This is a genomic window from Terrimonas alba, from assembly GCF_042434975.1.
GTDB classification, from domain to species: Bacteria; Bacteroidota; Bacteroidia; order Chitinophagales; family Chitinophagaceae; genus Terrimonas_B; species Terrimonas_B alba.
This window is the reverse complement of sequence record NZ_JBHMQM010000010.1, coordinates 104,051-126,145: the sequence shown is the minus strand read 5'-3', so window position 1 is coordinate 126,145 and position 22,095 is coordinate 104,051. Positions and strand designations below refer to the sequence as shown.

At 40.6% G+C, this 22,095-nt stretch carries 21 protein-coding genes; 11 read left to right on the top strand and 10 right to left on the bottom strand.

Annotation, left to right across the window (positions count from 1 at the left end):
- Positions 1-75: 75 nt before the first annotated feature.
- Together ACFEL9_RS24855 and holA are read right to left on the bottom strand one after the other, a co-directional pair.
- A complete protein-coding gene (locus ACFEL9_RS24855; protein ID WP_385895747.1) occupies positions 76-831 on the bottom strand; it encodes a hypothetical protein in 756 nt (251 codons plus the stop codon).
- A 151-nt stretch (positions 832-982) separates the two neighbouring features.
- Complete coding sequence (gene holA, locus ACFEL9_RS24850) at positions 983-1,981, bottom strand: DNA polymerase III subunit delta (protein ID WP_385895744.1); 999 nt, start codon at positions 1,979-1,981, stop codon at positions 983-985.
- A 194-nt stretch (positions 1,982-2,175) separates the two neighbouring features.
- On the opposite strand from holA, the gene ACFEL9_RS24845 reads away from it, so the two are divergent.
- Complete coding sequence (locus ACFEL9_RS24845; protein WP_385895741.1) at positions 2,176-3,153, top strand: DUF8428 domain-containing protein; 978 nt, start codon at positions 2,176-2,178, stop codon at positions 3,151-3,153.
- 94 nt (positions 3,154-3,247) lie between these two features.
- Positions 3,248-4,201, top strand: a complete 954-nt coding sequence (locus ACFEL9_RS24840) for a DUF8428 domain-containing protein (protein ID WP_385895738.1) — start codon at positions 3,248-3,250, stop codon at positions 4,199-4,201.
- Between the two features lie 37 nt (positions 4,202-4,238).
- Here ACFEL9_RS24840 and ACFEL9_RS24835 read toward each other — a convergent pair whose 3' ends face one another.
- The 4 genes from ACFEL9_RS24835 to ACFEL9_RS24820 form a co-directional block, all read right to left on the bottom strand.
- Positions 4,239-5,144, bottom strand: a complete 906-nt coding sequence (locus ACFEL9_RS24835) for a TraB/GumN family protein (protein ID WP_385895735.1) — start codon at positions 5,142-5,144, stop codon at positions 4,239-4,241.
- 159 nt (positions 5,145-5,303) lie between these two features.
- On the bottom strand, positions 5,304-7,253 hold the full coding sequence (locus ACFEL9_RS24830) for a menaquinone biosynthesis decarboxylase (protein WP_385895732.1): 1,950 nt from the start codon (positions 7,251-7,253) through the stop codon (positions 5,304-5,306).
- Between the two features lie 73 nt (positions 7,254-7,326).
- Positions 7,327-8,208, bottom strand: coding sequence for a DUF6089 family protein (locus ACFEL9_RS24825; RefSeq protein ID WP_385895730.1), 882 nt, complete (start codon positions 8,206-8,208; stop codon positions 7,327-7,329).
- Positions 8,209-8,311: 103 nt separating this feature from the next.
- Positions 8,312-9,337, bottom strand: coding sequence for a dipeptide epimerase (locus tag ACFEL9_RS24820; protein ID WP_385895727.1), 1,026 nt, complete (start codon positions 9,335-9,337; stop codon positions 8,312-8,314).
- A gap of 87 nt (positions 9,338-9,424) precedes the next feature.
- Here ACFEL9_RS24820 and idi point away from each other — a divergent pair, with 87 nt between their 5' ends.
- Positions 9,425-9,949, top strand: coding sequence for an isopentenyl-diphosphate Delta-isomerase (gene idi, locus ACFEL9_RS24815; protein ID WP_385895724.1), 525 nt, complete (start codon positions 9,425-9,427; stop codon positions 9,947-9,949).
- Positions 9,895-11,304 carry a cryptochrome/photolyase family protein gene (locus ACFEL9_RS24810; protein WP_385895721.1) on the top strand — a complete coding sequence of 470 codons (1,410 nt, stop codon included), beginning with the start codon at positions 9,895-9,897 and terminating at the stop codon, positions 11,302-11,304. The genes idi and ACFEL9_RS24810 overlap by 55 nt, the downstream gene beginning before the upstream one ends.
- 12 nt (positions 11,305-11,316) lie before the next feature.
- On the opposite strand, the gene ACFEL9_RS24805 is transcribed toward ACFEL9_RS24810, so the two are convergent.
- Positions 11,317-14,010, bottom strand: a complete 2,694-nt coding sequence (locus ACFEL9_RS24805; protein ID WP_385895718.1) for a 4-alpha-glucanotransferase — start codon at positions 14,008-14,010, stop codon at positions 11,317-11,319.
- Positions 14,011-14,134: 124 nt separating this feature from the next.
- On the opposite strand from ACFEL9_RS24805, the gene ACFEL9_RS24800 reads away from it, so the two are divergent.
- The 3 genes from ACFEL9_RS24800 to ACFEL9_RS24790 all read left to right on the top strand — a co-directional run bounded on the left by ACFEL9_RS24800 (position 14,135) and on the right by ACFEL9_RS24790 (position 15,567).
- Complete coding sequence (locus ACFEL9_RS24800; protein WP_385895715.1) at positions 14,135-14,668, top strand: hypothetical protein; 534 nt, start codon at positions 14,135-14,137, stop codon at positions 14,666-14,668.
- Positions 14,669-14,871: 203 nt separating this feature from the next.
- Complete coding sequence (locus ACFEL9_RS24795) at positions 14,872-15,027, top strand: hypothetical protein (RefSeq protein ID WP_276503318.1); 156 nt, start codon at positions 14,872-14,874, stop codon at positions 15,025-15,027.
- A 120-nt stretch (positions 15,028-15,147) separates the two neighbouring features.
- The gene (locus ACFEL9_RS24790) at positions 15,148-15,567 is read left to right on the top strand and encodes a YqaE/Pmp3 family membrane protein (protein ID WP_385895712.1); all 420 of its coding nucleotides are present in this window, start codon (positions 15,148-15,150) and stop codon (positions 15,565-15,567) included.
- A gap of 97 nt (positions 15,568-15,664) precedes the next feature.
- On the opposite strand, the gene ACFEL9_RS24785 is transcribed toward ACFEL9_RS24790, so the two are convergent.
- From ACFEL9_RS24785 to dnaK, 3 genes are all read right to left on the bottom strand, one after another.
- Positions 15,665-15,853 carry a hypothetical protein gene (locus ACFEL9_RS24785; RefSeq protein ID WP_385895710.1) on the bottom strand — a complete coding sequence of 63 codons (189 nt, stop codon included), beginning with the start codon at positions 15,851-15,853 and terminating at the stop codon, positions 15,665-15,667.
- Positions 15,854-16,099: 246 nt separating this feature from the next.
- A complete protein-coding gene (locus tag ACFEL9_RS24780; protein ID WP_385895708.1) occupies positions 16,100-16,315 on the bottom strand; it encodes a hypothetical protein in 216 nt (71 codons plus the stop codon).
- A 299-nt stretch (positions 16,316-16,614) separates the two neighbouring features.
- Positions 16,615-18,522: a molecular chaperone DnaK gene (gene dnaK, locus ACFEL9_RS24775; RefSeq protein WP_385895705.1), complete on the bottom strand. Its 1,908-nt coding sequence runs from the start codon at positions 18,520-18,522 to the stop codon at positions 16,615-16,617.
- Positions 18,523-18,759: 237 nt separating this feature from the next.
- Here dnaK and ACFEL9_RS24770 point away from each other — a divergent pair, with 237 nt between their 5' ends.
- The 4 genes from ACFEL9_RS24770 to ACFEL9_RS24755 all read left to right on the top strand — a co-directional run bounded on the left by ACFEL9_RS24770 (position 18,760) and on the right by ACFEL9_RS24755 (position 22,085).
- Positions 18,760-19,230, top strand: a complete 471-nt coding sequence (locus tag ACFEL9_RS24770; RefSeq protein ID WP_385895703.1) for a DUF456 domain-containing protein — start codon at positions 18,760-18,762, stop codon at positions 19,228-19,230.
- 60 nt (positions 19,231-19,290) lie between these two features.
- Positions 19,291-19,950 (top strand): YdeI/OmpD-associated family protein, encoded by a 660-nt coding sequence (locus ACFEL9_RS24765; RefSeq protein WP_385895700.1) that lies wholly within the window; start codon positions 19,291-19,293, stop codon positions 19,948-19,950.
- Between the two features lie 173 nt (positions 19,951-20,123).
- Complete coding sequence (locus tag ACFEL9_RS24760; RefSeq protein ID WP_385895698.1) at positions 20,124-20,531, top strand: VOC family protein; 408 nt, start codon at positions 20,124-20,126, stop codon at positions 20,529-20,531.
- 126 nt (positions 20,532-20,657) lie between these two features.
- Positions 20,658-22,085, top strand: coding sequence for a DUF4403 family protein (locus ACFEL9_RS24755; protein WP_385895695.1), 1,428 nt, complete (start codon positions 20,658-20,660; stop codon positions 22,083-22,085).
- Positions 22,086-22,095 lie beyond the last annotated feature (10 nt).

Genomic DNA, 22,095 nt, shown 5'->3' with positions numbered 1-22,095 from the left:
ATCTTCAGCCTGATTTTTTTATAAAGCAAAAGGGCAAACTTTTTTAGTGTTGCCCTTTTGCCTATTACATATTGCTTAGTATTCTATCCGGAATTCAAGCTTGGTTATATCATCAAAGAAATCATCTACAGAACTTACGATCGTCACTTTCTTTTTGTCTTCAGATAGTTTTACATTTTTACCTTCTACTTTTTTTGCGGGACTGGGCAAATTAAAGATCAGGGTATTGCTCATCGGCATTCCCTGGCCTGCCATTTCCTTCAAAGCCTGCATGCCTTTATCATCGTCCACTTTTGCATATTTTTCCGGGATATGTTTTTTTACGATCAGGTTTTTTCCGTAAGTAGTCGTGAAATAATCATCCATTGAGTTTTTAGGCATTTCATCATCCGGGATGGGTGGCGCATTTTCTCCGGCAGAGGCTTGTTTTTTCATTGCCTGTTGCATCACTTTTGAAGAAATAACATCCAATTTATTGATCTGTGCCCCGGAGGTAAAGGGGAACTGGAGTTTGGTGATGAGTTTTTCGTCAGTCATATTAACATTAAGCCCTAATACGCCTTTTCTAACCAGGTCTTTTTCTTCAGGCGAGAGATCAGGAATACTATCTGCCATTTTATCAAGAGAAATAGTGGTGTCGATAGCTTTGTCAACACTATCCATTCCCTTTCCCTGGCCAGACATTTTTGCAATGCCGATCAGGCTGCTCATATCTGTAGTAGTGACCAGGGTACCGCTACCGTCTTTGTTAAAGGAAATTTCACGGGTGGTTTCGCAACTGGTCAATGCCACCGTTCCAGCTGCCAACAAAAAGCCCAATAATTTTTTCATTTTTCTTTTATTTGTTTCTTAGATGGTTTTCTGCCGAAAATAATTGTGCAAAGAAAAGCTTTTCATAGCAAACCCCGGGGACTAAGGAGTAAACTGTCATTTAAATACATGAACGGCCGGCTTAGGCTGTAAACGATAAACCGATCGTTGCTCAGGCGATCATTTTACAAACCATTTCCTTCATCAGGGAACCGTCTTCAGCGCCGGCATTATTAATACCGATACTTTTGAGGTTGTACTGATGCAACAATAATAAGATCCTTTCCACACCCTGGTAATCGTAAACCCTGGAAGCCTGTATATAGTCTTTGGCAAAAAATGGATTGACACCGATAGCTGCTGCAATGGCTTTTTCATCACCACCGCCAGCACCAAATACCATAAATACTTTACTGAAAAAACTATACAAAGATGGAAGAACTAATTGTATGGGCGCTGCTTTGGGGTTTGATTCAAAATATTGGATGATGCGGATACTTTTTGCCAGATCCTTCCGGGCCAATGCCGATTGCAGTTCAAAGACATTAAAGTCTTTACTTACACCGACAAATTCCTCGATGTCCTCTTCGGTAATGGTCTTTCTTTTTCCAAGATTGATCGAAATTTTTTCTATTTCATTTTCTATCCTGGAGAGATCGTTACCGATATGATCCACCAGCAGCGCCAGTCCTTTTGGTGAAATCGATAATTGTTTTGATTGTAGTAACTCCTGCGTCCATTCAGGCAGTTGACTATCGTAAATTTTCCTGGTAGTAACCAATACCGCTTTTTGCTTGAGCAGCTTTGCCAATTTAGAACGTCCGTCAACTTTTTTGTCTTTATAGGAAACAACAAATACAGTTGATAAAAGCGGGTTCTCTATATAAGGCTCCAGTTTTTCAATGTCACGCATATGCTGTGCTTCTTTCAAAAGCACTACCTGCTTTTCTGCAAACATGGGATAGCGGCGACAGGCATTTACCACATCGGCCCAGGAAGTATCACGGCCGTAAAAAACGGTTAGATTAAACGATGCCTCGCTTTCTTTTAAAATATGATGTTCAGCGTAGTCAACTATTTTGTCAATAAAATATTCTTCATCGCCTTCCAGCCAATAAACCGGCTTAAAGACGCTTTTCTTCCATTCTGTTATTATCTTGTCAATTGCCATAAAACGCTAAGTTACAGGGTTTCCGAACGTGGTTTAAGTTGAAAATAAACTTTTTCTGCATTACGATTTTTTCTGGCACGGTTTTCGGAATTGAGGACAACGAAAGAATCTACGGAACCGTAAACTACCTTGAAAACCAAATAATATCTAATAAAATAATAGTAAACCTAAAATCATTTTAAAAACCCACTTGTATGACAAACACAAATTATCCATCGGCGACTCCAAATGAACCTCGTACTCCGAATAGAGGCAATAAGAATCTTTTGATTGGTATTCTTGCTGCCGGTCTTTTGGGTACTTGGGGTTACCTGTTATACGACAAAAACAAAACAGGTGAAACAATACAGGTTGCTCAGACCCAGTCTGAAAATTATATGACACAACGTGACTCACTGAAGTTGTTATATGATGACGCTGAAATGCGTTTGGACTCTATCACAGGAGCCAACAACAACCTGCAAGGTGAAAAAAGCACATTGCAAAAACAGATCGATGCAAATAAAGCGGAGATCAGACGTATCTTAAATGATAAAAATGCTACTGCAGCTGATCTGAAAAGAGCGAAAGCAATGATCGCTGACCTTAACAACCAGATCGCAAGTCTTGAAGCAGAAGTATCAAGATTGACTGGTGAAAACCAGGAATTGACAGCTAACAACACTCAGCTTACTAGTGAAAAGCAAGTGTTGGAGCAAAATCTTCAAACTTCAAGTGCTGAAAAAGAAGCATTAACTCAAGTTGTGGATGTAGGTTCAACTTTCAGCGCTTCAAATATTCAGATCACTCCGGTGAACGAAAAGAAAAGCGGTAAAGAAAAAACTACTTCTACAGCAAAAAAAGTTGACAAACTGGTTGTTTCTTTTGATATCGAAAACCGTATTGCAAGATCAGGTCCTGCTGACATGTATATCATGGTTACAGCTCCTGATGGTAAAGTAGTAACTAGTACTGAATTGGGTTCTTCTACTTTGACTACACGTACTGATGGTGAAAGGGAGTTCACTACTAAAGTACCAGTTGAGTACGAACAAGGTACACGTAAAGCTGTATCATTCCCTATTCGCCAGGAAGATTTCCAAAGAGGTGATTACAAAATTGAAGTTTATCATAACGGGTTCAAAATCGGTGAAGGTGTAAGAACCCTGAAAAAAGGTGGTTTATTCGGTTAAAAGCGAAGTTGCACTCTTACGCAACACGACCGTCCCGATCTATCGGGACGGTTTTTTTATGCCCGGTATTCCGCTGCTTGTAAACAAAGGCAATATGCTTATCTTTCGAAAGATGCCCGGGGAAATAAAAGATATAAAATCTCTCTTGCTGGTACTGCTTTCGATCGGGTTGGTGAGCACCTGGATCTATCATATTTACGATAAGACCATATACAGCCAGCGCCGCACCGAAGTTTATGTAAAGGATTCCGCTGCGGTAGCCGATGCAATAAAAGACTCGCTGACTAAAATATATTCAACCGCAATCAGCGACCTGGATTACCAGTTGAATTCATCACGGGTAAATGTCGATTCTCTTAAAATAAGGCTGGATGATAAGCTAAACGAAATCGATCAGTTGAAAATGGAAATCGCCGGAATTTTAAATAAACAAGGTTTTTCAAAGTCGGACCTTAGCCTGGCAAAGCAAAAAATTAATGAACTGCAACAACGGGTGGACGAGCTAAATGGCGAAAACCTGAGTATGGAAGATGAAAAAAAACACATCAGCGCGGTGTTGGAACAATTAACGTTGAATGTAGACACGCTACAGCGAAACATCCGTCGCCTCAGCGACGAAAACCAGTCGTTGATAGAAAAAGTAAATCTTGCTTCTATTTTTATTGCTTCCGATATTAAAATTGATGCTATTGAACTAAAAGGCTCCAGTGAAGAATCCACGTCCCGGGCAAAAAAGACAGATAAGTTTGTTGCGTCATTCGTGGTTCAAAACCGCATTACTCAATTTACCAACGCCGAATTAACTACGGTGTTAGTTCAACCGGATGGGCAGGTACTGCAAAGTACCGTATGGGATAGCGGGAGTTTTGATACGAAAAATGAAGGCAAAAAAAAATACACCCGCAAAATACGGTTTGACTATACCAAAGGAGAAGCAAAGCACTTACTGTTTTCTATAGACACCGAAAAATGCCAGAAGGGTACTCACACTTTTCAGCTCTGGCATAACGGAATCCTGATCGGCCAGGCAACAAAGACGCTTGGTTAGCCTCCCTTTTCAAGGCGGCTTCTACTGCCCGATAAGATTAAATTTCCCGCATTCTGTTAATGGTATTCTTCACAGGGGTTACTTTGTAGCCTTCTTTCCGAAGAAGATTAATGCAGCCTTGTTTTCCGGGGAGATGGCCTGCTCCTACTGCAATAAGCACCGACTTACCAGGTAAAATATCTTTTAATTTATTTACCCAGTTTTGATTGCGGTTGTAAAGCAGGATATCTGTGTAGTTTGAAATGCTGGGATCACTTTTCATCAACATTTCTTCCAGCTTTTGAAGGTCCTGTTGCTTGTAGGCATTCATCATGTCGGATAGCTCTTTATCCTCACCATGACCTTTTTTTGCATTATCAATATAGCTTACCAATTGTTCAGCTTGTAACTTATAAGGAATGCTGTCGAGCACACTCGCCTGGTAGCCCATGCTCTCCAATCCCCTAATGGATTTGCCATATTCCTTTGCTTCTTCCATGATCACCTGTTCCATCATGGCTGTAGCTTCACAGGCGAGACCGCCTTGTTGCAACGTAGAAGCAGCCAACATCGGCTTATAAGTTTCCAGCATATTGAAAGGAAGCATGGAACCCTTCTCTTCAAAATAATTTTTTACTTTTTCATAGTCGGCTTCACTCAACAGATCCTGTAAAGTAGTATCACCCCGCATCTTCATTTTAGACAACATGCCGAGCATTTCAAACATATTGTCCAGGTCTACTTCAAAATAAACCTCTTTTACATTCCTGATCACCCGCTTCAGGCTATCGCTAAGAATAGCATCATCTTTACACAGCATGTGAATAGTGCCAAAAATATAAGATGGTTTAACGAGGCCATTACCGCTTATTTTCCAGAGAAGCGTATTATCTGTATTGCTTTTTTGAGCAACACAAAATATTGATATGAGGCTACCGAACAACACCGCACAAACTCGTTTCATCCGTTTATTTTTTATTTTATTTTGGTCGAATGGAATGCCCTGTCAACATCCCCGTTTGTTTCAAAAGCTTTATATGGGCGTTTCATCGATAAATTATTTTTACAGCAATTTACAGCGTAAAGTTGACAGCTGAAAAGATTGAAGGACTAACCTTGCATTTTATTGTACAATGGCTTCCTCACCATACATCTGGTCTTTAAACTTTAATGAAGGGGAAGAAATAAAAGGGCCTATCGCCAGGTCTTCCCATTTTTCATCAACAGCTTTTATGGTATCGTCATCTGCCACAATTATGTTAGGCCAATCACGGTAAAAACCATCCAGTTCTTTCGTTTTCCTTGTGCCATCCAAGCCCATACAGGCGAAGTATTGGTTTCCGGTTGCCGGTTGCCGGATGCTGATTGGCCGACGGTACAAATAACTGTCCCGTTTAGGATCTAGGTTGTTGCAAAAACGCCACAAAGCAGTTGGCAAGTCATTAGCATCAACCGTATGCTCGACATATAAGATAATTTTTACCCCTTCTATTTCCGCCAATTCGCAAATCTGTTCATGCAATTCTTTTATATGGTTCTTTCTGTTTTTTTCAACAGAAATAATAAGACAGGAAATTTCTTTTCTTAGCAATGAAACATTCACCCCTTTTATTTCATGAAATTTTGAAGTAAGCATCCCGCCTGCCAACTGCGCCACTTCGATCAGCTTAGTGTCAACTGTCAACTGCACACTGTCATCTATCTCCTCATCAAACTTTGCTGTTCCGTCAATGCACATCTTGCCGCCAAAACCCAGTTTGCTGCAGCTGTGATCCAATACATCCATCGGGCCTTGTGAAAAATAAATATCTGTAGCGGGATTTAAATTTTTAAAAACACTTTTGGCCAGTTCAGGATAGTTTGTAATGGAAGTCTTTTCATCTGCGATCACCAATATCTTGTTGAACATCATTTGCCCGGCCCCCCACATGGCATTCATTACTTTTTGTCCCTGGCCGGCATAGTCTTTTTTTATTTTGGTAATAACAAGGTTGTGAAATACTCCTTCTACCGGCATTTCCATGTCGATGATTTCCGGCACCATGGTCATTTTGATGGGAGCAAGGAATATCCGTTCGGTAGCTTTTCCCAACCATGCATCCTCCTGCGGTGGTATACCAACGATAGTTGCGGGATAGACTGCATTTTTTTTATGCGTAATCGCTGTGATGTGAAAACGGGGATACCAATCCGGCAAGGAATAATAGCCTGTATGATCACCAAAGGGCCCTTCCCATATCATCTCATCATCAGGATCAACATATCCTTCAATAATAAAATCTGCATCAGCAGGCACTTCCACATCAGGTTGGGAGATGCATTTGACCAGCTCCACTTTTTTCTTGCGAAGAAAACCTGCCAGCATGTATTCATCTACATTCTCCGGCAAAGGCGCTGTCGCCGAATAAGCATAAACAGGATCACCACCTAACGCCACTGCCACCGGCATGCGTTTGTTCAATTTTTTATATTCATTAAAGTGTTTTGCAGATACTTTATGCTTATGCCAGTGCATACCGGTCAAAGTGGGACCAAAAACCTGCATCCGGTACATGCCGACATTTCTTGATTGGGTGTTCGGATCCTTTGTATGAATGATGGGCAACGTAACAAACGGACCACCATCTTTAGGCCAACAGGTAATAACCGGAAGTTTAGTGATATCCGGCTGGCTCATTTCAACCTCCTGGCACTCGCCCCGCCCCTTTTTTACTTTTGGCATCCACGAAGCAAACTGGCCAAGTTTTGGCAACAACTTTAATTTATCCAGGATACTTTCTTTCGGCGACGCAAGCAGCTTAAATAATTCTTCAATTTCCCGGGCAGTATCATCCAAATGCGCCACACCTAACGCCATGCACATTCTTTTTTCACTGCCATAGGCGTTCATCAGCACCGGGAAATCATAGCCGGTATTTTCAAAAAGTATTGCTTTTCCACCGCCCGGCTCTTTACTCATCCTGTCGGTGATCTCCGCTATCTCTAGCTTTGGATTAACGTAAGTTTTGATGCGAACAAGCTCCCCTGCTTTTTCCAGTGCTTCAATAAATTGCTGCTGATTTTTATAGGCCATGTCTTCAATAAATTACGCAAAGGTACAACACAGCCTGTGTGAGAATGTTGGAATAGTTAAGAAGAAAAAAATTTTAGTACACATTTACGGGGCAACTGGTGCTATTCCTCGGCGCTTTTCGGCCACCGCCGCCACCAAAAATTCCACCGCTAGATGAATTGCCACCACCCAAGCGGTATGTAAGATGAAGTCCGGTGAAATAATAAGTGTCTTTACGTTTTGGACTTCCCCGTTGTGCCCCTTTTGCCGGGTAACCTGCAATACCTACATCATCTCCACGGTAGGACATATCGACAGATAATTGCCCTCTGCCGGCTAACAGATCATTAGGATCGGCATATACTGTGCTTACGTCATCAAAATAATCAGTGAAAAGTTTTCTCAATCCTAATTCAAGACCAAGATGAAGATTATCTGTAACTGCAAACTTAACACCGCCGCCATAAGGGATGGCAAACTGGGTGAGACTGTATGGACTGTTTTCGGCATAGCCGGGCAATCCCTGCCCTTCAGTGCTTAACGGCTTCAGGTAAATTTTTTGCGTGGTGCCATTATACGCATACGGATTAAAGCGATAAACAGCAAGACCGGCAAAAACGTATGGCGAAAAGCGATGATCATTTAAACTCAGCAGATAATATTCCCCTAATAAACTAAATTCGGAAACTGCAGTTTCGAAACTAAGATTGCGAGCCCGAAGACTTGAATCGCTATTGAAGCGATCCGCTCCGCCGACTACGGTATAAGTAAAACCACCGCGAAGCATGATATTATTAGTTAGTTCATAATTGGCAGTTATTCCTATAGCACCGTTAGTAACTTTTTTCGGAAATATTTTACTGGTAAGATCCCCGTTGTAAGCGGCAAGACCGCCAAAAACGCCGATATGAAAGCGTTGTGCGAAAAGAAAATGGGAAAAGGCTAATAAAAGGATCAATATCCAGGCTTTCTTCATAATAAACGTTTAGAACTTTAACAGTGCAAATTTAAGGCCGGAGGCTATAAGTTACTGTATATGTAAACGAATTATTAGACCCACAGGTGGATAAAAAAAACTGTTATTTTTTAAAAAGTCCACAATAATTTATACCTAGTCCTGGCTGGACTGAATAAATTATTTTACCCATGTCATAATCAATTCCCGTAGCCACATCTTCTTCTAATAGTAGCGGCCCATCCATATCGACATAATCAATAAAAGGCAGTAAATGGGCAATAGCCGCCGAGCCAACAGTTGATTCATTCATACAACCAATCATCACTTTCAATTCAAGCTGTCTTGCTTTTTTGATCATTCGCAAAGCAGGTGTAATGCCGCTGCATTTTGTTAGTTTGATATTGATGCCATGAAAATGATCTTTGCATTTTTCGACATCCTGTTCAAAAACACAGGCCTCATCAGCAAAAAGCGGAAGCGGGGATTCTTTATACAATATCTTCATTTCGTCCCAATCATCTTTGGCTAGTGGCTGTTCTACAAATTCAACTCCTAACTCTTTTAATGCTGGAATTAGTTTTAAAGCAGTTTCGAGATCCCACCCTGCATTGGCATCTACCCGCAGAATAGCGTCCGTGTTTTCCCGCAAAGCCTTGACGATACCGATGTCATCCGCGGTCCCGACTTTTACTTTATAAATCGGCCATGGCTTTTCCTTTAATTTATAAACCATCTTTTCTATGCTATCGATACCAATAGTGTAGTCTGTCAATACGTTTTTTGAAATATCACCTTTCCATATTTCATATAATCTTTTGTTTTGCAGTTTTCCAAACATGTCCCATGCAGCTATATCCAGGGCACAAACCAAAAAAGGATTTTGTGGCAACAGGTGATGCAGGTAATGCCAATAGCGGTCAGGTTCGGTAAAGGCAAATTTTTCAATGGCCGGCCTTTTCTTTTCCAGGTCTTCTATCATCTTCTCCACTGTAATATTATAATAGGTAATAGCCGGGGCTTCGCCATAACCTTTAACTCCAAAATGCTCAAGTTCTACAATCAATGTAGGTTGATGTGTTTTAGTACCCTTCGAAATAGTAAATGGGTGGCGAAATTTTAAATTATATGGATAATAAGCCAATTTCATAATGGCGACGAAGTTATTTAAATTAGTAAAGAACTATCCTGCTTATATTTGGCAAAAGGCATCATACCTGTTTAAAGACCAAATTAAATGGATAAAGAATTATTAATACTTGTTGATGAAAAAGACAATCAAATTGGAACACTGGATAAACTAACAGTACATCAGACAGGAAGGCTGCATCGTGCTTTTTCTGTTTTCCTGTTCAATTCAAAAAACGAATTACTGCTGCAACAAAGAGCAGACGACAAGTATCATTCACCTGGCTTATGGAGCAACACCTGTTGCAGTCATCCCACAAACGGTGAGCAGACTGACGATGCGGTTTCCCGTCGTTTAAAAGAGGAACTAAACATAGAGTGTCATTCCTCGTTTGTGTTTAGCTTTATCTATAAAACACAATTCACCAATGGCCTGACAGAACATGAATACGATCATGTATATTTTGGAAAATGTGATGCTACACCTATACCAAACCCCAGGGAAGTAAAGGATTGGAAATATATTACCTTGCAAGACCTTCATGAGGATATCCTGGAAAACCCGGATAACTATACTGAATGGCTGAAAATTTGTTTACCCAAAGTAATGCAACACTTCGTCGATCAACATTGACTTTGAAAAATGCAGATATTCTGCAACTATCTTATTCCCGGGCAATCAGAAAAAACTACATGAGAGAAATTAATATCTGTTGGCTGAGAAGAGACCTGCGCCTGGATGACAATGTTGCGCTTTACCACGCGTTGAAAGCAAAACTCCCGGTTTTAATCATTTTTATTTTCGACACTGATATTCTTGGCAAACTTCCATCAAAGAAAGATAAAAGAGTTGCCTTTATACACGCAGCGCTTGAAAACATAAATGCACTCCTGGAAAAAGAAGGGACAGCACTTTATATTGTCAATAACACTCCTTTAAACGCTTTTCAAAAAATAGTCAATGAGTTTGATGTAAAAGAAGTTTTTACCAATCATGATTATGAGCCTTATGCAATGGAACGGGACACCAGGATTGAAAAATTCCTCAAGGGAAAAAACATCCTTTTTCACCGTTTCAAGGACCAGGTTATTTTTGAAAAATCAGACATACTAAAGGATGATGGTAAACCATACAATGTTTATACTCCTTATTCAAAAAAATGGAAACTGCATTTTGAAAAACAGGGAATAAGTCAATTTCCGTCTGAAAAACATTTGGATCGCCTGCTCCCAACAGGGCCACATCATTTTCCCACCCTAACAGAACTGGGGTTTGAAAAAACAGAAACGGTAAATCCTATACCGGTCATCGACGAAAAAATTATCCAACATTATCAACAGACACGCAATATACCGGGTATGGAAGGCACCACCCGGCTAAGCGTTCATCTCCGGTTTGGAACTGTTAGTGTCAGGCAACTGGTAAAACTGGCGAGTAACCTGAATGAACAATGGCTAAATGAGTTAATATGGAGAGAATTTTTCATGATGATACTTTTTCATTATCCCCATGTTGTTACGCACAGTTTCAAGCCAAAATATGACCATATCAAATGGCGAAACAACGAAAAGGAATTTGAAGCATGGTGCAAAGGTGAAACAGGCTATCCTATCGTCGATGCCGGAATGCGTCAATTGAATAAAACCGGCTGGATGCATAACCGGGTAAGAATGATTGTAGCCAGCTTTCTGATAAAACATTTATTGATAGACTGGCGCTGGGGAGAAGCTTATTTTGCTGAAAAATTATTGGACTATGAGCTTTCATCCAATAATGGCAACTGGCAATGGGCAGCAGGAAGCGGATGCGACGCAGCACCGTATTTCAGGATCTTCAATCCTGCTGAACAAATAAGAAAGTTTGATCCCGAACTAAAATATATAAACCAATGGATCAAAAACTTCAGCCCCGATTACCTGACTCCGATAGTGAAACATGAGTTTGCCAGGAAACGAGCGTTGGAAGTGTATAAGAAATCGTTGGAATAAAAGAGCCTGAGTTTATCGTCCACTATGGATGACATATCCTTTCAACTCTTCGTTAAAGTCTTTTTCCTTAATAAGATCTTCCAGTGAAATATGCATGCGATATCGCCAATAATGTTTAGGCACGGCAGGATTATTTATTCGCTCATCATGAGGGTTTTCGCGACGGAGTGTTTCACTCATTCCCAAAATATCCTGCAATTGAAATATGCTCCACATAGCCGGTGAATATAAGTGCTGTAATATTATTGCCCGGCTAACCCATGACTCGCAGAAATAAGGTGCATCGCCCCATTGTCCCAGTACATGATTATAAAAATGCTGCGTTCTTTCCCGGTTTTCTTCCCACCAACCCCGAACAGTACTCATGTCATGCGTAGAGGGAGTGATAACCGACAAATAAGGAGCTTCAGTCGGATTGAAAAATTCCTTTGCAGCATCCTTTGGCATTCTTTGTATTTCAAGACTAAGTATCCCCAATTGCTTCATCACTTCAGGAACACAATGTGGTACCATTCCTAGATCCTCTCCACAAATAAGCATATTCGTAGCTTCTTTCAATCTTGGCAATTTATGCATTGCCTCCTTTCTCCAAAATTCATCCTGGCGCCGGAAGAAATAATTAATATACATATTCTTCAATCTCTCCTGCACATGGGGAATCAGGTATTTAAAAGACAACGTTTTTTCCATCGATATGCGGAAATGGAATTCCTGTCCTCTTGATCCCTCCTGTCTGAAAAAAATCACATTGGAAATAAGATCGTAAAGACCCAATTTAAGCCGATTGTTTTCTTCTGTTTCTTCCTGTTTTTCAAACCATGCATCCACCTTTCGTTGGGTAGCAAATTCTGGTTTAAGATCATACCCGCCCCGGTCATTCGGAACAATGAAGCACTGTTTTATTTTTTCTTTTAAACCATTAAATACCTCATTCAACACTTCCTCATTGATAAATGGCTCACAATACCGGGCTTCATCAAACCAAATTCCATTTTCCCCGAACTCAACATAGTGAACAGGAATACAGGGAACAAACCGACCCATGATACCCTGCACAGCGTCGGCAGGAATACTCCAGATACGGAAGAACCCTAAAATATGATCGATACGAAACGTATCAAAGTAGTTGCTCATTTGCTCAAACCGTTGCTTCCACCAGGCAAAATCATCTTTCTGCATTCGTTTCCAGTTGTAAGTTGGAAACTCCCAATTTTGACCTATCGGCGTAAAATCATCGGGTGGCGCTCCTGCCTGTGCATCCATGTTGTATAGTTCCGGAGCTACCCACGCATCACATCCATAACGGTAAATACCAATAGGAATATCACCTTTTAAAACAATACCTTTTTTATGGGCATAGTCAGCCGCTTCTTTTAACTGAAGATGCAATTGATATTGGACAAAACAGTAAAAGCCAATGTCTTTTTTACTGGATGAGCTATGAAACAATTTATCGATCGCGTCTTTATCATATACGGAATGAGTGTTCCATTCATTATAATGAGAGGAACCATATTTATCCCGTAAATAGCAGAAAGCTGCATAAGGAACGAGCCAATGCTTGTTATCTTCAAAAAAATGCTTGTATTCATGATCCTCCGATGAGGGCGAACCAATAGCATGATACAATTCTTTTAAAACAGCTAATTTGAACCTGATCACCTCCTCATAATTAACCTCTGGTAGCTCGTTGAGTTGCTTTTGTTTCTTTTTTAATGAATTGACCAACTCGTTATATTTTTTTCCGGCCACTTTTTCCAGGTTAATATAAAGTGGATGCAGAGCAAAGGCTGAAATTGCCGCATAAGGATAAGAATCCATCCATGTATTGGTAGCGATTGTATCATTTACTGGTAAAATCTGGATTAGTTTTAGTCCCGCCTCTTTTGCCCAGTCAACGAGCAATTTGATATCGGCAAACTCACCTACTCCAAAACCATTTTTACTTCGCAAACTAAAAACGGGAATCGCAACGCCAGCCCCTTTCCACGTATCATTTGGCAACCGTATAAAACCGTCGTGCAATACTGTTATCGAATGCGGCAACGAATCGGCATGCAGAAGACGGTTAGCACCAGCTTCATAATTAATAAATGTTTCTTCTTTCGAATTATATACTCCATACTTATAAGCAATGGGAAAGTTGCAACCGGTCAGATCAATACTGAGGGACCACCAATCGTCTTCCTGCAAAAGGAGAATTGGATTCTCCGCTGACCAGTTACCCAAAGCTTCTGTACTACCTGACAAACATATTGCTTCGTGTTTATTTAGTAAAGGAGCTTTTATTTTGAAAATGTGAGTATGCTGCTTTTCCGATCTCGACTTTGATTTTTGCTGATGCTTTAATAAAACGTTTTTGAATGGAGCAGTGAAAAAAGCGTTTTCATATTCTCCTGCGTGATTCCAGGTATCAATTATCTTGATTGATTCGACAGTTTTGGGAAAATTAGTAAGCACCCGGTCATGTCCCAACTCACCTATCAGTTCACCGTCCTTTGTTTTCAGGTAATACTTGTAAACGATACCTTTCTTCGGCCATTTTTTTTGAGGAATTGAGACGGTAGCCTGCCAAAACTCATCATCCAGGTATAGCATGGGAATTGCATTTGCAGGGACCTCCATCCCCAGCTCTTCAGTATTACCACCAATCCATAAGCTCTGTCCAAATTCCGTGTGAAAGCGCAAATAAAACTGAAGATACATAGCAGCGTTGGTTCATTATTTCTTTAAACTGTGTCCAGGGGACACGTTGTAAAACGAAAGTATAATAAAACATGCAAGGTTCGTATTTTTATTTCAAGAAACTCCAAAAAATCTTCCTAATTACATGAATTTGAGGACTAATTACTGGAACAAGCTATTTCTTTTTAGCCTTGGAATGTTTTTAGGAACCGCCTTTTGTATGAAGTGGATAGAGGCGGATTTTTGGGCTGGTGAAGACAAATTCACGATAATCGGGCTGGAGATATTTTACCCGAGGGAAAGAATAATTAACCTCTTCAATTCCCTTGATAACAGGGTGAGAACAATTTTAGGTTATCACCTATACTTTGACTTTGCATTTATGGCAGGGGCTTATCCCGGTATAAGCAGTCTTTGCATGATAACGAGAGTAAAAACAACCTCACCCCCTCTTTCTAAACTATTATTGATTGTAGCATTTCTGCAAATGCTGGCCTGGGCAGGCGACATCATTGAAAACTTTTACCTCTTACAATGGCTCAGGCACCCTGTGATTGATGAAAGTACTTTTGCTTTTTATCATTTTGCCGTTATCCTGAATTGGCTCATAGCGATTGGCGGTGTTTTCTGCTGCGCCGTTATTTTTCTGTTTAGAAAAATTGGTTCAAAAAGCACTTGAAACCGGGCATGCTAAATTCTCACCCGAGGAATGATCGTCTGCGAGGTTCCATCCCGACGTAGGTTCGGGACAAGTCATGGCCAAAAACCGGCTGTCGGCAGGCCGGCAATAAAAAATAAACAGATGAAAAACAATTTTTGATTTAGCTGTCGCTGCCTATTTTTGCAGCGATTTAGCTGATCCTAACCACAAAAAATAAACTTATGGAACAACAAAAGAAGTATAAAGGAATTTACTGGCTCTTATTCTTCGCAAGTACCGCCGCTCTAGCCTTTGCTATATACAGTCACTGGGAATGGCTGACCCTTATACTTCCGTTTCAAACTACAGCGTTTGTAAAAGCAATGGACATTATCTAAAGCTAGTTATACAGTATTGTGATAAAAAAATAGCCCCCTTTTTGTGGGTTATTTTTTTGTTGCTTTTCAAATACAATAATTTTATACCGCAATTCATTCAAAACCCTAAATCAAATGAAGATGAGAAAAACTTTATTTTTTTTTATTGCAGTAGCAATAATCATAACCTCAGCCACCGGCTTTTCTAATGCCGCCATGGTAGTTCCCTCTTCTACTACCAGCACTTCTTCAGAACCTGATCCTGCTAATGTCAAAGCAGCATTGGGCGAATTTAAAAGCCTCTCAAAAAAAGAAAGAAAGAGCCGTATAAAGGATGCGAAAAAAGAAATTAAAGCTTATAAAGCAGCGAAAAAAGCAGGCTCCGAGCCCAGCACTAATACATTGTTATTGGTAATACTTGCCATTTTACTTCCGCCACTGGCTGTGTACCTTCACCAGGGAGAGATCAACACCAAATTCTGGATCAGTCTTTTACTGACCTTATTGTTTTGGCTACCCGGTGTTATCTATGCGTTGATTGTTATCCTGGGCGATCAATAATCATAAAAGCCTAAGTCATAAAAAGCCATCCGCCGCAGCGGATGGCTTTGCTTTTTGTATCCCAAATCAGGGAAAAGGAACTCAATAAACTTCTTATTTATTTATACAGTCTACTTGCCGTTTTATTATTTCTGCGAATGCTCCAAAGATCAACTATTCCAAAAGTTTTTTTCTTTGGTTCGGGCAGTTTAACATCGGTCGCTACAGTTTCTTTTACTTCCGTTAGCAGTTCCTTCAATACTCCATACTCCATCTGTATAAGAGATGGCATAACATCACTCTTCATGATTATATCTCCTTTTATTAATTACTAAATATTTCTGAGCAACTGAGGTAAAAAACAATTAAGAATCGTTAGAAGAGGCAAGCTGCAAGCTAAATCACCCGGTTGTAAGTAAGTACTATACTCTGCTCAAATTGATGGCGCAAAGCTAATGCATTTAATGCAATTAGCAAGGGAATGTTGGTATCTCCCTTATGTTTACGATTGCTTTAACAAAATCATTTAGAAACAATAGCATGAATAATAACGCTATACCAATGGATAAATTCTTGTTTTGTTTTTCCAAAGACGGTTAGCTGTGTTCATACTTCTTCTTGCATTCCATAGATCTGCTGCGCCGAAAGAAACTTTTTTCTTCTCATTCACCACTACTTCTTTCGCCAATGTTTCTTTTACCTCAGTACATAATTTTTGCAATTCACGTTTCTCAATCTGCACCAGGCGGGGCATTACATCACATTTCATAATAAAGTTTATTTAAGGTTTAATGATTAATCAGGTTTTTGAAAAATCAGTCATTCTTTCGAATTGACGATGCAAAGCTACATCTGCCCCTAGCCCTATCAATAGCTATAATGAATGAAATGTATATTTTGATTAGCGAATGGTAATTCTTTCCGGTTAGTTGTACACGTAAACATTTCACCGCAACGCTACCCAGCATTTAAGATTATGACATGAAAAAGCCCCTGCAAGTTGCTGCAAGGGCTTTCTTATTTCCTATTATTAAAATCTAATAGATCCTAAAATCCCGGTTCAGACAATTACTTCACTTCCTCGTAAGGAACATCCGTTACATTGTCATCAGCTTTTGCACCTGCACCAGCACCATCGTGTGGTTGCTCAGCACCGGGCTGACCTGGTCCTTGTTGAGTAGCATTATACATATCCTGGCTAGCTGCAGTCCACGCCGCATTCAGTTCGGTCATTGCTGAATCGATTGCTGCCAGATCCTGGGCTTTATGAGCAGCCTTCAGCTTTTCAGCTCCTGCTTCAATAGCTGATTTTTTTTCTGCCGGAATTTTGTCGCCGTATTCCTTCAACTGCTTTTCAGTTTGGAACACTAAGCTATCTGCCTGGTTGAGTTTATCTACTTTCTCTCGTTCGGCTTTATCTGTTGCTTCATTGGCTTTTGCTTCAGCTTTCATTTTTTCCACTTCTTCTTTGCTCAATCCGCTACCCGCTTCAATGTGTATCTTTTGTTCTTTACCGGTTCCTTTGTCTTTTGCCGTTACATGTAAGATACCATTGGCGTCGATATCAAATATTACTTCAATCTGCGGTACACCTCTTGGTGCCGGTGGGATACCATCGAGGTTGAAAATACCCAAGCTCTTATTATCTTTTGCCATTGAACGTTCACCCTGCAGCACATGGATCTGCACACCCGGCTGATTATCGCTGGCTGTAGAGAATACTTCAGATTTCTTTGTCGGAATAGTTGTGTTCGAAGGTATCAGGGTTGTCATCACACTTCCCATGGTTTCAATACCCAATGAAAGCGGGGTAACGTCCAGCAACAACACATCTTTTACTTCACCAGTTAATACCGCACCTTGTATAGCAGCGCCTACGGCAACTACTTCATCAGGGTTAACGCCTTTATTCGGCTTTTTACCAAAGAATTTTTCAACAATCTCCTGCACTTTGGGAATACGTGTGCTACCACCTACAAGAATCACTTCATCAATCTCAGAGGTGTTCATGCCTGCATCTTTTAAAGCAGATTCACAGGGGCGCAAACAACGGGAGAAAAGGTTATCCGCCAATTGCTCAAATTTTGCCCGGCTCAACTTCTTCACTAAGTGTTTAGGCACTCCATCGACAGCAGTGATATACGGCAGGTTGATTTCTGTTTCTGAAGAAGATGATAACTCCACTTTGGCTTTTTCAGCAGACTCTTTCAAGCGTTGTAAGGCCATTGGGTCTTTACGCAAATCAATGGCCTCATCTTTTTTGAATTCGTCGGCCAACCAGTCCATGATCACCTTATCGAAGTCATCACCACCGAGGTGAGTGTCACCATTGGTGCTTTTTACTTCAAATACTCCGTCACCTAATTCCAGGATGGAAATATCAAATGTACCACCGCCCAAGTCAAAAACGGCTATTTTATGATCTTTACCACCCTTATCCAAACCGTATGCTAAAGCTGCAGCGGTAGGCTCATTGACAATACGACGTACTGTCAAACCGGCAATTTCCCCAGCCTCTTTTGTAGCCTGGCGCTGCGCATCATTAAAGTAGGCAGGAACGGTAATAACAGCTTCTGTCACTTCCTGGCCGAGATAATCTTCTGCCGTTTTCTTCATTTTCTGAAGCACCATAGCAGAAATCTCCTGTGGAGTATAAAGGCGCCCGTCTATGTCAATTCGCACGGTATTATTGTCACCTTTCGCCACTTTGTAGCTCCAGTGAGTCATTTCTTCATTTACCTCATCAAAACGACGTCCCATAAAGCGTTTTACACTCATAATCGTGTTATGAGGATTTGTGATAGCCTGGCGTTTAGCCGGATCACCCACTTTACGCTCACCATTTTTCAAAAAAGCCACTACCGAAGGGGTGGTGCGACGTCCCTCATCGTTGGCAATTACTACTGGCTCATTACCTTCCATAACGGCAACACAGCTATTAGTAGTTCCTAAGTCGATTCCAATTATCTTTGCCATAGTTAAAATTTCACTTTTTTATTATCCCATTTTCCGGGACGACAATCAAATGACAATCATTGTGCCGTCAGGCGTAAATGTGCAAAATTGGCAGGTTGTTTTTTACCTCATGCCTAAGTAGGTTTTAAGTTTGACAATCCTGCCGGTGTGCTTTTGCCGGTTTCTGCCGAAATATTCTTCAACATTGATTCGCTAACTTCAACATCCGACTACAAACTTCAAACCTGGGATAAAAACATGGAATGGCTCTGGATAACACTGGGAATAATTTTGATTTTGGCGGGGATAGCGGGGAGTCTCCTCCCCTTACTTCCGGGACCGCCAATTGCCTACATAGGATTATTTATACAAATCTTCCGGGAGCCTGATCCTTTTACAAGCCGGTTTCTTTGGATATGGGCAGGCGTCGTTGTCATCTCTCTTATACTTGATTACCTGATCCCGGTTTGGGGAACCAAAAAATTTGGCGGCACCAAATACGGCATTTGGGGTTGCACCATTGGTTTCCTGCTGGCTTTCTGGATGGGGCCATGGGGAGTGATTATAGGTCCATTTATTGGCGCCTTTGTGGGAGAAATGATCGCCGGCCAGGATTCAAAAAAATCATTTAGGGCAGCACTGGGCTCTTTCGTTGGTTTTATTATGGGCTCTTTTTTAAAATTGGTTATTTGTTTTATGATGCTGTACCACGTCATCAAAACCATTTAAGCAGGTTTCGATAAATCAAATTTGGGAGGATAAACTTAATTTGGAGATATAAATTTTGCCATGGCAAATACCATTTCACAAAAACTACGCATCAAAGAAAATTTCACGCTTCTTACCCTAAATGCACCCACTGATTTCAAAAAAGAATTGACCAATTTACCAGCTGGCGTAAAAATTGTCTCTTCAGGAAAAGATTATGACCAGGTGCATTGGTTTGTGACAACAAAAGCCCGGTTGGAAAAGGAAATGAGTAAGGTGATGAAGCTGGTTAAGGATGATGTAATAGTTTGGGTATATTATCCCAAAGGCACATCAGGTGTGCAAACCGATCTTACCCGCGACAAAGGATGGGATTGCCTGCTTAGCGAAGGCGATAAACTTACCTGGATAAGTCTTATTTCATTTAATGATACATGGTCGATATTTGGATTCCGTGCAAAAACAGCCGCTGATAAAAAGAAGGAAGCCAAACCAAAAGTCCGGGAAATATTTAATTGGGTTGATCCTAAAACAAAGGAAGTCCGTTTACCCGATGATTTGGCAACAGCCTTCAAAAAAAATAAAAAACAAGCAGCTACATTTGACAACCTTTCTTTTACCAATAAGAAAGAATACATCGAATGGATTGTTACTGCCAAAAGAGATGAAACAAGAAATGAACGGATAAAAGGAGTGATTGAAAGATTGGGTAAAGGATGGAAGAATCCACGGAATATGTAGATCGAACATTTAAAATAATTTCACTTTTAAAAAACTCAATATGAGATGAGCCATAAAATTTTCGAGGCAAATTATACCAACCCCTGACCTGCCTGCCGGCAGGTGAAAATTTTATGGCGAACCTGTCTGCCGACAGGCAAGATTCCATGTGGCAAAAAAATAAAAACTAACACATGAAAATTATTACCTACCTGCATTTTCCCGGCCAGGCCGAAGAAGCATTGAATTTTTATAAAGAAGTGATCGGTGGTGAAGTAATCATGCTTAGCCGGATGGGCGAAGGCCCAATGGACACCCCGGAACATTTAAAAAACAAGATCATGCATGCCCGAATGCAGATCGGCGATACGCTAATCTATCTATCCGATACGTTTGATGAATTCAAGATCAATAAAGGTAATAATGTCGCACTATCGCTGGAAGTGGATGAACCGGCAAAAGTGGACAGCCTTTTTGAAAAACTTTCAGCCGGTGGACAGGCTACCATGCCACCTAATGATGCGTTTTGGGGATCAAGGTTCAGTATGCTCACCGACAAACTTGGTGTGAACTGGATGGTGAGCTGCGAACTAAAAAAGTAATTTCAAAAAGCATTAAACGACGCCTGTTGACTTTTCAGCCGGCACAACGATCAACCTAACTTAACAATTCGTCTATAAGCCCTTTTCCTTTCTTTACTTATTTTTATCGAACTAATGTTGTATTGTATGAAAGGAAAAGCATTCATTTTTTTAACATCGATTATATTTTGTATTTCCTGTTCGCATAAGATAAATCCTGAAAGACCGTCACTGGCCATCACCAATTTCAAACTGGATTCGCTGCCTGATTCAGAGATCAATATTCCTATACAGATCAATTTGAACCCTTTGTATGCAATGGCCGAAAGCCAGGTAGACACTTTATTTACGTCTCCTAATTATCCAGCTGATTGGGTGCAGCAAGGCTGCGATACCCGTTATAAATACCGTTTTCGCAGGAGCCCTTTGCAAATGAAAGCATCTGGCACGTCGCTAAACCTGGGATTCACCGGCTATTACCAGATCATTGGATCAACAAGGGTATGTGTAGCAGGTGCCGCCATTTCTCCGTGGACATCTCCGTGCAGGTGTGGTTTTGACGAAGCCGAAAGAAGAGTAAATGTTTCATTTACCAACTCATTAACCTTGCTACCTGATTACAAAGTGAAACTGGCCATCAACCGAAATGAGCCGCAGGCAATGGATAAATGCGAAGTTTGCTTTTGGGGACAGGATATCACCAAACAGGTTTTATCAGGGCTAAAAGAAGAGTTGGATACGGCCAAAGCTGTTCTTGAAAGAAATTATGGAACAATTGATCTGAAGCCGCAGTTTCAACAAGTCTGGAACCAGTTGGCAAAGGCTTACAATATTTATGATATGGGCTGGTTGCAGGTAAATCCCCGGCAAATAAAGATCAATAATCTTTACGCCAAAGATGACTCCCTGTATGTGTATTTGGGATTATCAGCAAGACCCGCGATAAGTTTTGAAAAACCGGTCGATTATCCATCCACCATTCCTGCTATTGGTTCGATTCGCCGCCAGCAAGGCTTCTCTATTTTTTTAGATGCCATGTTGAACTATGATTCGCTTAGTACCATTCTCAACCGGCATATTGCCAATAAAGAATTTGATTTTAATAAAGGCCCGGTGAAAAAGAAATTTATCATCTTGGACTGTAAACTATATGGCACGGGGAATGAAAAAATAATCATCAAGGTGAATTTCACCGGTACCGACAATGGTACTTTTTATCTCACCGGCAAACCTGTCTACACGAAGGAGACGCATATCCTGGAAATAAAAAATATTGACTTTGACATCAAATCAAAAGACGCCTTGCTCAAAACATCCGAGTGGTTATTTAGCCGCAGAATCATCAATGAAATAAGTAAGAATACACGATTCGATCTCAACACCTATATCGACAGCGCCAAACTTCAAATTAATGAACAATTGAACAAAGAATGGATAAAAGGTATTCGCAGCTATGGACAGATCGACGATATTCAACTGATCGGTATTTATCCGTTGAATCAATCACTTGTTATCCGGAGCAATTGCAGCGGGGACCTTTCTGTCAAAGTTGAGTCAATTGATTTTAGCTTATAATTACGTCTGG